The following is an 11,159-nucleotide window of genomic DNA, read 5'->3' as shown; positions in this document are numbered from 1 at the left end:
GGTTCGCGGGCGTGCGGATCGCGGCCGCGGCGGTCGTCGGCGTGCGGCGCAGCCCCGCTCCGGGTCGCACCGGAGCGGGGGCCGTCGTCGGACGGCCTCAGAACGTGTCGATCGTCCACGTGATCTCCTGACCGTCCTCGGTCTCCAGGGACCCCGCGCCCACCTGCGCGGGCTCGCCGTCCACGGACAGCGACCAGAACTCGTTCTTCGAGTCGTCGGCGGCGCGGCCGTTGATGGCGGTCACGAAGGCGTTCTCGCCCTCACCGGTGATCTCCGCCGACGGGTCGGCCTCCAGCAGCAGCTCCAGGGCGGTCGCGCCCGTGCGGCCGGGGTAGCTCAGGGTGTCCGCTTCGGCCGGCGCTGACGCCGACGGGCCCGCCGTCTCGGCGTCCGACTGCTGGCTCAGGGTCGCGGAGACCATGGTCTCCGGCTCCGCGGTCGTACCGCCGCAGGCGCCGAGCAGGCCGGCGACGAGAAGAGCGGTGGCCGCGGAGGCGACTGCCGTCAGCGAGCGGCGAGAGGTCGTGTTCACGCCGGTCAGTCTAGGTCGGGGCACGCAGTACGGCGCCGCCGTCTCAGGCGGCGGGCGCCCGGTGCACCGGCAGCCTCAGGCGTCGATGCGGGACCGGTCCAGCTCGGCCGCGCCGTTGATGAGGAACTCCTTGCGGGGCGCCACGTCGGTGCCCATGAGCAGCTCGAACGCACGCTCGGCCGCCTCGGCGTGCTCCGCGGTGACCCGGCGCAGCGTGCGGTGCCGCGGGTCCATGGTGGTCTCCGCGAGCTGGTCGGCGTCCATCTCGCCCAGACCCTTGTAGCGCTGGATGTCCGGCTTGTAGCGCCGGCCCGCCTTGTCGAGCTTCCGGAGCGTGGCGCCCAGCTCGGCCTCGGAGTAGGTGTAGATGTACTCGTTCTTGCGCCGGCCGCTGCCGATCACCTCGACGCGGTGCAGCGGCGGGACCGCGGCGAACACGCGCCCGGCCTCGACCATCGGCTTCATGTACCGGTAGAACAGCGTCAGCAGCAGCGTGCGGATGTGCGCGCCGTCGACGTCGGCGTCGGTCATCATGATGATCTTGCCGTAGCGGGCGGCCTCGATGTCGAAGGACCGGCCGGAGCCCGCGCCCAGCACCTGGATGATCGCGGCGCACTCGGCGTTGCGCAGCATGTCGCTGATCGACGCCTTCTGGACGTTCAGGATCTTGCCGCGGATCGGCAGCAGCGCCTGGAAGTCGCTGGAGCGCGCCAGCTTGGCGGTGCCGAGCGCGCTGTCGCCCTCGACGATGAACAGCTCGGAGCGCTCCACGTCGTTCGAGCGGCAGTCCGCGAGCTTCGCCGGCAGCGAGGAGGTCTCCAGCGCGTTCTTGCGGCGCGAGATCTCCTTCTGCTTGCGGGCCGTGATGCGCGCGCGCATCTCGGCGACGATCTTGTCCAGGAGCAGCGAGGCCTGCGTCTTCTCGTCGCGCTTGGTGGAGCTCAGGAGGGCCTGGATCTCCTTCTCGACGACGCGGGAGACGATCTGGCGCACCGGCCCGGTGCCCAGCACCTCCTTGGTCTGCCCCTCGAACTGCGGCTCCGCCAGCCGCACGGTGACCACGGCCGTGAGGCCCGCGAGCGCGTCGTCCTTCTCGATGCGCTCCGCGCCGTCCTTGGTGGAGACCTTGAGCTTGCGGGCGTTGGCCTCGACGTTCTTGCGGATCACCTTGAGCAGGCCCTGCTCGAAGCCCGTCAGGTGCGTGCCGCCCTTGGGGGTCGAGATGATGTTGACGAACGAACGCACCTCGGTGTCGTAGCCCGTGCCCCAGCGCAACGCGATGTCGACCTCGCACTCGCGCTGCACCTCGCGCGGCGACATGTGGCCGCGCTCGTCCAGCACCGGCACCGTCTCGGTGAAGTTGCCCGAGCCACGCAGGACCCAGGTCGCCGTGACAGGGGCGTCGGGCGCCAGGAACTCGACGAAGTCGGCGGCGCCGCCGGTGTGCTTGAAGGACTCCTCGTGGGGGCCGTTCTCGCCCGGGGTGCCGGGCAGGCCGCGCTCGTCGCGGACGACGATCTCCAGGCCCGGCACCAGGAAGGTGGTCTGCCGGACACGAGTGACCAGCTCGTCGTAGCTGAACACCGCGGACTTGGGGAAGATCTGCCGGTCGGCCCAGTAGCGCACGCGCGTGCCGGTGCGGCCGCGCGCGACCTTGCCGACCACGGCGAGCTCGGAGTGGTCCACGAAGGGCTGGAACGCGGCGTCCGGGCTCGGCCCCGACGCGGGGTCGGAGAACATGCCGGGCTCGCCGCGGTGGAAGGTCATGCGGTGCGTCTTGCCGCCGCGGTCCACCTCGACGTCGAGGCGCGAGGACAGCGCGTTCACCACGGAGGCGCCGACGCCGTGCAGACCACCGGACGCCTGGTAGGAGCCGCCGCCGAACTTACCGCCCGCGTGCAGCTTGGTGTAGACCACCTCGACGCCGCTCAGCCCCGTCTTGGGCTCGATGTCGACCGGGATGCCACGACCGTCGTCGGACACCGTGACCGAGGTGTCGGCGTGCAGCACGACCCCGATCTTCGTGGCGTGGCCACCCAGGGCCTCGTCGACGGAGTTGTCGATGACTTCCCAGAGGCAGTGCATCAGGCCACGGGAGTCGGTGGTCCCGATGTACATTCCGGGACGCTTACGGACCGCCTCGAGACCCTCGAGGACGGACAGGTGGCGAGCGGTGTACGACTCGGACGTTGCGGTCACGGCGACAGCGTAGACGAGGACACCGACAACCCACGCCAGGCTCCCCGGGAGAACGCTGGACGAGCTGACCGAACGGCTGTGTGACAGCAAGATTCACCCGATGACGGAAATTACCCTTTCAGCGCAATTGGGGGCGGAAGGGGACCGAAACTGTGAGCCACGCCGCTATGCTCGCAGCGAACCGCCCACCCGGGCCGGCATGAACCGCGCGAGCGAATGGTTGGATGGAGATGTGACGACCTTGACGACCGAACCGCTCACCGCCCTCGACCGCTGCGACCGCTGCGGCGCGCAGGCCTACGTGCGCGTCGTTCTGCCCGTGGGCGAGCTGCTCTTCTGCGGCCACCACGCGCGCGCACACGCGTCCGCCTACGCGGACGTCGCCACCCATGTCCAGGACGAGACCGACCGGCTCCACGCGGAGCACGGCCAGGCCTGACACCCAGGCCGGACGACCACCGGACCACAGACGCCGACAGACCGACGCCGGCGGTGAGCCACCCCGAAGGGTGACCACCGCCGGCGTTGTCATGCCCGCACCGGGGCCGGGGCCGGAGCCCGGACGAGACCGTCAGCCCGCCGCGAGCTCCGCCACCTCGGCGGCCGACAGCGCCCGGTCGAAGACCCGGACGTCGTCGACGTCACCGCGCAGGTGGTCCACCTCGTTCCCGCCGTACTGGCCGCGGCCGATCACCAGCGGCCCCTGCGTCTCGGGAGCCGTGCAGACGTCCTTCGTGGCCACCCGGTCGCCGTCCACGTAGAGCGACAGCTCCCCCGTGGCGGCGTCGCGCACGCCCGTGAGGTGGTACCAGCGGCCCGGCTCCGGCTTCTCGGGCGACAGCGCCCGCGCACCCACGAAGCTCATGGCCCAGCGCTGGTCCTGCCCCGAGTACTGCAGGAAGAACGCGCTGTTGACGCCGGTGTCCTGGCTGACCACGGTCTGGAAGCCGCCGTCCGCCACGTCGAGCCTGGCCCACGCCGAGACGCTGTAGGAGCCGTCGGTGCGCACCAGGGTCTGCCCCGTGTCGGCCTCGCCCGCGCCGTCGAACGACAGGGCGCCGCCCGCCACGCCGTCGGCCCACGTGGTGCCGGTCAGGGTCGCGTCGGCGTCGCCCACGCCGTCCGCGGCCACCGTGCCGGACCCCTCGTCGAAGCCCCAGGCGTGCACGCCGGTCAGGCCCGGTGTCCCGGGGTCGACCACGGGCGGTTCCGCGCCCGACCCGTCCGCGCCCGCGATGACCGCGTCGTTCACCTCCCGGACCTGGCCGAAGTCCATCTTCTCGACCTGCCGGTCATAGGTGAGGAAGCCGTTGACCTCGTGCTCCACGTCGGTGATCTGCGTGTAGATCGACCCGCTGATGCCGCACTGCTGCGCCGACGTGAGCACGTCCTGCGTGTTCTCGACGTAGCGCCGGGTGAGCGTGGCGACGTCAGGTGTCATCTCGTAGGCGTGGCCGTCCTCGAACCACATGTGCCCGTCGACCTCCAGGCCGAACCCGCCGTGCTCGCCGTCGATCGACGCCCGGGAGGCGTCCGGCACCGGCTGGGCCGGGCCCACGTACTGGTGCCAGTCGATGATGTCGCCCGCGCCGCTGTCGCCCAGCGAGTCGCAGCAGTTGACGCCGGAGTGCGCGTTGACGAGCCGGGTCGGGTCCTGCGCCTTGACCTCGCGCGCGATCCGTCCCGTCGCCTCCTGGGACCACTCGCCCCAGCCCTCGTTGAACGGGACCCAGCCGATCACCGAGGTCCAGCTCTTGTTCTGGTCGACCATCTCGTGCAGCTCACGCTCGAAGCGCTCCTGCGCCTCGACCGGCGGCCGGCCCGTCCTCATCGACGGCATGTCCTGCCAGACCAGCAGGCCGAGCCGGTCGGCGTGGTAGAACCAGCGGTCCGGCTCGACCTTGATGTGCTTGCGCACGGTGTTGAAGCCCAGCTCCTTGTGCTGCTCCAGGTCGAACGCGAGCGCCTCGTCCGTGGGGGCGGTGTAGATGCCGTCGGGCCAGTAGCCCTGGTCGAGCGTGGACAGCAGGAACACCACCTCGCCGTTGAGGGTGACGCGGTTGCGCCCGTCCTCGCCCGGCGCGATGCCGATCTCGCGCATGCCGACGTACGAGCCGACGGTGTCGACGACCTTGCCGCGCGCGTCGCGGACGCGAACCTCGAGGTCGTAGAGGTACGGGTCGTCGGGCGTCCACAGGTGGGCACCCGGCACGCGCACCGAGAGCTCGTCGCCGACGGCCCCGGTGGCGCGTGCCGCGAGCCGGCCCTTCGTGCCTGCCGTGCTCTCGTGACGGACGACGACCTCCGCCGTGCCGCCGTCGGCCGCCGCGCTGCCCTCGACCGTCAGCGCGATGGTGCTCGTGTCGACGTCGGTGGTCATGTCCAGCCGGGTGGCGTGGGCCGCCGCGACGGGCTCCATCCAGACCGTCTGCCAGATCCCGGACGCGCCCTCGTAGAAGATGCCGCGGTCCGGGACGTTGCGCTGCTTGCCGACGGGCTGCCAGGTGGCGTCGGTCCGGTCGGTGACGCCGACCAGCACCTCCTGCGGGCCCGACGCGGTCAGCGCGTCGGTGACGTCCGCGGAGAACCGGCCGTAGCCGCCTTCGTGATGGGCCACCTCCCGCCCGTTGACCCACACCGTCGCGGTGTGGTCCACGGCGCCGAAGTTCAGCACGGTCCGCTGGCCGCGGGTGCGCCAGGACGCCGGGACGTCGACCGTGCGGCGGTACCACATGTGGTCCTCGTGCCGGTCGACGCCCGACAGCTCCGACTCCGTCGGGTACGGGACCAGGATCTCCTCGGCGAGCGTCTGACCGAACGGCGGCGCCTCGCCCTCGGCGGCGCCCGCGAACTCCCACAGGCCGTTCAGGTTCGCCCAGCGGTCCCGGACCAGCTGCGGGCGCGGGTACTCCGGGAGCGCGTTGTCGGGCGTGACCTCCTCGGTCCACGGCGTGGGCAGGTGGGCGTCGGTCACCGGCCAGGCCGCCTGGTCACCGGCCGGCGTCGCGGCCGGCGCCGACGCCACCGGTACGACGGCGAGCAGGGCGCCCGTGGCCAGGGCCACGAGCGCCGCACCCAGCCGTCGTCGGCGAACGGCTGCGTGGGTTACTGGCTGGGCGGAGGACGGGCTGCGGTGCGACCTTGCTAGCGACATCGGCGTCACCTTCCTGGTCCCGGAACACGGTAGGCATCTCGGCAGGCATCACGTCTGGCATCGTTGCCAGGGGCTACCGTAACGTCCGGGCGCGGCGCCGCCTAGGGTGCATTCAGAACATTCCCATTGAGTTCATTTCGCCCGGCGGCGTCCTTCCGGCCCGGCCGCCGCACCCCGTCCTCCGCGCGCCCCTACTTCCGCGCGGTCACCGCGTGCCCCCAGGACCCGCGGAACCCGAGGTCGATGCGCCAGCCCTCCGCCGTCTTGGTGACGGTCCGCGTGCTGCCGCCCGTCGACACGGCCTGCATCGTCTTGATCTGGCCGCTCGAGTACCGCGCGGTGATCTTGACCGACGCGACCCACTTGAGGCCGAAGATCTTCTGCGCCCGGGCCTGGGTCAGCACCCCGGTCCACGACGCGTACGGGTTGCCCGGCGCCTGCCTGGAGTACGGGTCGGACACGTGCTGGAGGTGGGACTGCGCGGCGGTCCCGAAGGCGTCCTGGTTGTTGGTCGTGCCCGAGTAGCTGCCGCCGCGGCCCGACGACGAGAAGTACGGCGTCTCCGCGATGCCGCCGGACGTGTTGCGCACGACCGTGACCGTCGCCGCGGCGTCCTGCCGGGTGGCGTCGACGGCCACGCGCCAGGTCGCACCCGCCTCGCCGCCCTCCTTCTTCCAGCCGGTGTAGTTCTGGCTGCGGGTGTCGTCGTAGAGGTGGCAGTCGCAGGAGGCCTTCAGGCCCGCGCCCTTGGCCAGGATCGCGTAGTTGCGCGCGACGATCGCCTGTGCCTGGAGGGCGGCGGCCCCGCCGTAGCCGCTCGTACCCCACAGCGAGGCCATCTCGTCGAGCCCGTAGAGGTATTCGTCGTTGATGACCACCTGGTTGACGATGTTCGGCAGGGAGCCGGGGCTGCTGATCCGCAGGCGGCCGTGGCGGTAGGTGCCCTGCGCGCCGGAGACGGACACCGTGCCCGCGGTGCCGGACCAGTAGTCCGTGCCGGTCCACTCCAGGTAGAGGCTCGGGCGCGCGCCGATCGTCTGCCGCACGGTGCCGTTCTCGGTGATCTTGGCGGTGACCCCCGACGTCGTCCGGGCGATCGAGATCTTGCGCGCCGACGTGCCGGTGGCGAGCTGGGTGGCGGCGCCGTCGACCAGCCGCCATGAACCTGCCGACAGGCTCAGGGTGCTGGTGGCGGGGTCGCCCGACCGGCCGAGCACCTGCACGTCGACCGAGGTCCACGGGTTGGGGGCGGTGCCGACGGAGGCACCCGGGTAGTAGTGCCGCAGGATCTCCGACGCGGAGCTGCCCTCGCGCGCCATCTGGTAGGCGCCCCATTGCGCCATGCCGACGCCGTGCCCGTAGCCCGAGCCGCCGATCGCCCACGAGCCCGGCACGACGGTCACCGTCAGCGTCGCGCTCGTCGCCCGGGCGGTCTTGAAGCGGTACTTCGTGGTGGCGGACGGCCTGACCGCCGTCGACGCCCTGCCCGTCGCGGACGTGGTGAGGGTCGTGACCCTGGTCCACGCGCCGTTGCTGTACCGCTGCAGGTCCACCTTGGCCCGCTTCTGGACCCTGCCGTCGTAGCGGTAGACCACCGAGAGGGTCTTCGACACCGTGGCCGTCGTGGTGGTCGTGCCGGACGCAGTCAGCGTGTAACCGGCCGCCGCGGCGGGCACCGCGGACAGACCGACGGCGAGGAGCGTGGCGAGAAGGGCCGCGACCACCCGGGCGAGACGTGCTGCGGGAGCGGCGCTGTTCGAAGGGGACACATCGGGCACGCTCCCATACGACGACGCCGGGCGGGTGCACTTCCGAAGAAGATCACCCGCCCGGCGTCGGTGGTGCTCGTCCTGACCCCCACTCGGGTCAGGACCGTGCGTGCTCGTCGGTCGAGGTCAGTCGAGGTAGTCCCGCAGCACCTGCGACCGCGAGGGGTGGCGCAGCTTCGACATCGTCTTGGACTCGATCTGACGGATGCGCTCACGCGTCACGCCGTAGACCTTGCCGATCTCGTCGAGCGTCTTGGGCTGGCCGTCCTGCAGGCCGAACCGCATGGAGACCACGCCGGCCTCGCGCTCCGAGAGAGTGTCGAGAACCTGGTGCAGCTGCTCCTGGAGCAGCGTGAACGACACGGCGTCCGCGGGGACGACCGCCTCGGAGTCCTCGATGAGGTCACCGAACTCGCTGTCGCCGTCCTCACCGAGCGGGGTGCTCAGCGAGATGGGCTCGCGGCCGTACTTCTGGACCTCGACCACCTTCTCGGGGGTCATGTCCAGCTCCTTGGCCAGCTCCTCCGGCGTGGGCTCGCGGCCCAGGTCCTGGAGCATCTGGCGCTGGACGCGGGCCAGCTTGTTGATGACCTCGACCATGTGCACCGGGATGCGGATGGTGCGGGCCTGGTCGGCCATGGCACGCGTGATCGCCTGCCGGATCCACCAGGTCGCGTAGGTCGAGAACTTGTAGCCCTTGGTGTAGTCGAACTTCTCGACCGCACGGATCAGACCGAGGTTGCCCTCCTGGATCAGGTCCAGGAACAGCATGCCGCGGCCCGTGTAGCGCTTGGCCAGAGAGACCACGAGACGGAGGTTGGCCTCCAGGAGGTGGTTCTTGGCCCGCTTGCCGTCGTGCGCGATCCACTTGAGGTCGCGCTCGAAGCGGCGTTGGTCCTTGTCGTTCCGGTCGAAATCGGTGGTCGCGAGACGCTCCTCCGCGAACAGGCCGGCCTCGATGCGCTTCGCGAGCTCGACCTCCTGCTCCGCGTTCAGCAGCGCGACCTTACCGATCTGCTTCAGGTAGTCCTTGACCGGGTCTGCGGTCGCACCGGCCGTGACGACCTGCTGTGCAGGCTGGTCGTCGTCGTCCCGGTCGGAGACGACGAAGCCGGAGCTCTCGTCGCCCTCCTTGACCGCCTTGCCGCCACGGCCACGAGTCGTCTTGGTGACGGTCTCGGGACCGGAGTCGGTCTCGTCCTCGGGGTCCTCGACGGCGACGCCGTCGGGCTCGATGTTGTCGTACTTCGACTTGCCCCGAGCGGCAGGCTTCTTCGCGCCGGCCTTGCCCGCCGGCTTCTTGCGCGTGCTCGTCGTCGCCTCGTCATCGTCATCGTCGACGTCGTCGAAGTCGAGATCGACGTCGTCGGGCATGTCGTCGTCCTTCGGCTTCGCCGTGGAGCGCGCCGGGGCCGACTTCTTGGCGGTCGTGGTCTTCGCCGCCGTCGCCCGGGTGCGCCGGGCCGGCTTGGCGGAGGCCTCCGCCTCGTCTGCGGGCGCCTTGGCGGCGACCGCGGTGGACCGGGTGGCCGATGCGGCGGCCACCTTGGTCACAGTGGGGAGCCCCACCTGCACACCGGCGTTGGCCAGTGCGCGCAGCACCGCCTTCAGCCGCTTGGCGTCACCGACCTGTGCCGTCTCGCATGCACGCCGGAAGTTCTCGGCGTCGACCGAGCCGTCGGCGGCACCGCGAGCGAGGAGCTCCTGCAAGGCAGGATGCTCGAACTCACGGGGCAGGTTGTCGCGTGCAGGGACAGGAGCGATGTCCTGGGGGGCTTTCAGCGGAGTGGGCGCCACAAACCGACCTTTCGGCATTCGAGGGGGCGGTGTACTGCCGGCGGGGCCGTCACTGGACCTTCTTCTTCCGCCGGCGAACATATATATTGTACCGTCGGCCTCCCTGTACCCCGCGACGAACGCGGTGATATGGGCAAAGTCAGTGCGAAGTCACGTCGGGCGGGACCACCCCGCGGGGTTTCTGATTTCGCGTGCCCAGAGTCAACGAACCGGATGCCCGCACCATTCCCGATCCGGCGAAGATCCGGCGAATCTGCCCAGGACCAGGCGTGGGACGGCGGCCGGGCAGGACCCCGTCAGGACTCCAGGCCGGAACAGCGACCGGCACGGCGGGCCGCACGCCCAGGTGGGGCACGGATGGGGCACGGGTAGGGCACAGGTGGAGTACGGCCGAGGCTCGGGCTCGGCGCCGTTCAGGCGGCGCTCGGGCCAGGACCCTGGATGGGGCTCGGGAGGGCGCGGTCCGACCGGCCGGGCTCAGCCCGTGAGCTCAGACCTTGACGGCCAGCACGGGGCACGGCGCCTCGACGAGGATCCGCTGCGCGCCCGCGCCGAGGATGAGCTTGCCGACGGGGCTGCGCCGGCGCAGGCCGATCACGATGAGCTCGGCGCCGGTGCTGGTCGCGGTGCGGATCAGGTCCTCGGCGAGGTCGCCGGTGCCCTCCTCGACGCGCAGGTCGACGCCGGCCGCCGTGCCGCTCGCCAGCTCGTCGAGCTCGGCCCGGCACTCGTCGACGGGACGCTTCCCGCTCGTGACGACGACCAGCGGGGCGTTGCGCTCCCGTGCTTCGGTGACGGCGGTGCTCAGGGCCTCCTGGCCCTCGGGCGTGGCGAGGTGTCCGACGACGATCGTCATGTCAGCCGACGCTACCCCACACCACGCCCGGGTCCGTGCCGCACACGGCATGCGGATCGCATCCGGGACGTCTGAACCGGGCCTGTTCACCCGGCTGGATCACCCGGCGAGATCACCCGGCGCGTTCGCCCGATGGTCCATCCGTGAGCACAGCCGGCAGGCTTACCCCGTGGCCACTGCGCCTGGTTCCGTTGACGTGCCTGGTTCCGTTGACGTGCCTGGTTCCGTTGACACGCCTGGTTCCGCCACGGTGCCGGCGCCGCCGTGGAACAGGGTCCGCTCCCGCCGCACCCAGCCTGGCGGGACTCCCCCGACGACCGCACTGCGGAGCAGGAGCGCCAGGCGGTAGTCGGGGTCCACCCCGAGCGCGTCCGACACCCGCTCGACCGCCAGGCCGCCGTCGCCGTGCCACCAGGCGATGAGCGCCAGCAACAGGTACGCCGGGGCCCGCCGGTTGCGGGGCACGTGCCGGACGACCGACTCCAGCACCCTCCGGGCCGGCTGGGTGCGGTCCTGGTCCGGCGGGATGCCCCGCTCCGGGTCGACGATCTGGGCCATGACGGCTCCCGTGGCCAGGTCGATGTCGCCGTCCGCCTCGCGGCGCGCCGTGCGCAGCGCCGTCTGCTCGGTGCCCGGCACGAGGCTGAGAAGCACCGCGTCCCGGACAGGTATGTCCGCGAGCGCCGCCCCGATCTTGCCGAGGTCCACCGGGGACAGCGGCACGGGATGCCCCGGCTCCGCGTCGGCCACGGCGCGCACCGCCGAGCGCCACAGGCCCAGGCTCTGCGCGCCCCATTCGGCGAGCTCCCGCTGGGCCTGCTCGGCCCGCGTCACGACGGACGGACCGCCGGT

The 11,159-nt window shown here is 71.4% G+C and carries 8 protein-coding genes; 1 reads left to right on the top strand and 7 read right to left on the bottom strand.

What is annotated here, in order from left to right; translation table 11 throughout:
- Positions 1–97 precede the first annotated feature (97 nt).
- Both PROKR_RS26765 and PROKR_RS26760 read right to left on the bottom strand, forming a co-directional pair.
- Complete coding sequence (locus PROKR_RS26765) at positions 98–532, bottom strand: DUF4430 domain-containing protein (protein WP_036969903.1); 435 nt, start codon at positions 530–532, stop codon at positions 98–100.
- Between the two features lie 75 nt (positions 533–607).
- The gene (locus PROKR_RS26760) at positions 608–2,731 is read right to left on the bottom strand and encodes a DNA gyrase/topoisomerase IV subunit B (RefSeq protein ID WP_036969902.1); all 2,124 of its coding nucleotides are present in this window, start codon (positions 2,729–2,731) and stop codon (positions 608–610) included.
- A gap of 199 nt (positions 2,732–2,930) precedes the next feature.
- On the opposite strand from PROKR_RS26760, the gene PROKR_RS26755 reads away from it, so the two are divergent.
- Entirely contained in the window at positions 2,931–3,170 is a 240-nt protein-coding gene (locus PROKR_RS26755) for a DUF7455 domain-containing protein (protein ID WP_051109391.1), read from the top strand.
- A 132-nt stretch (positions 3,171–3,302) separates the two neighbouring features.
- On the opposite strand, the gene PROKR_RS26750 is transcribed toward PROKR_RS26755, so the two are convergent.
- The 5 genes from PROKR_RS26750 to PROKR_RS26730 all read right to left on the bottom strand — a co-directional run.
- Positions 3,303–5,795, bottom strand: a complete 2,493-nt coding sequence (locus PROKR_RS26750) for a LamG-like jellyroll fold domain-containing protein (protein ID WP_036969901.1) — start codon at positions 5,793–5,795, stop codon at positions 3,303–3,305.
- A gap of 281 nt (positions 5,796–6,076) precedes the next feature.
- The gene (locus PROKR_RS26745; RefSeq protein ID WP_157602747.1) at positions 6,077–7,654 is read right to left on the bottom strand and encodes a SpoIID/LytB domain-containing protein; all 1,578 of its coding nucleotides are present in this window, start codon (positions 7,652–7,654) and stop codon (positions 6,077–6,079) included.
- 126 nt (positions 7,655–7,780) lie between these two features.
- Positions 7,781–9,469: an RNA polymerase sigma factor gene (locus tag PROKR_RS26740; protein WP_425414947.1), complete on the bottom strand. Its 1,689-nt coding sequence runs from the start codon at positions 9,467–9,469 to the stop codon at positions 7,781–7,783.
- Positions 9,470–9,941: 472 nt separating this feature from the next.
- Positions 9,942–10,307, bottom strand: coding sequence for a universal stress protein (locus PROKR_RS26735; protein ID WP_036969897.1), 366 nt, complete (start codon positions 10,305–10,307; stop codon positions 9,942–9,944).
- 162 nt (positions 10,308–10,469) lie between these two features.
- Positions 10,470–11,159: DUF4192 family protein (locus PROKR_RS26730; RefSeq protein WP_036969895.1), on the bottom strand; the 690-nt coding region annotated here is incomplete at its 5' end.

The organism is Promicromonospora kroppenstedtii DSM 19349, assembly GCF_000515355.1.
In the GTDB taxonomy this organism is placed as follows: domain Bacteria; phylum Actinomycetota; class Actinomycetes; order Actinomycetales; family Cellulomonadaceae; genus Promicromonospora; species Promicromonospora kroppenstedtii.
This window is presented reverse-complemented; position numbering and strand designations above follow the sequence as displayed.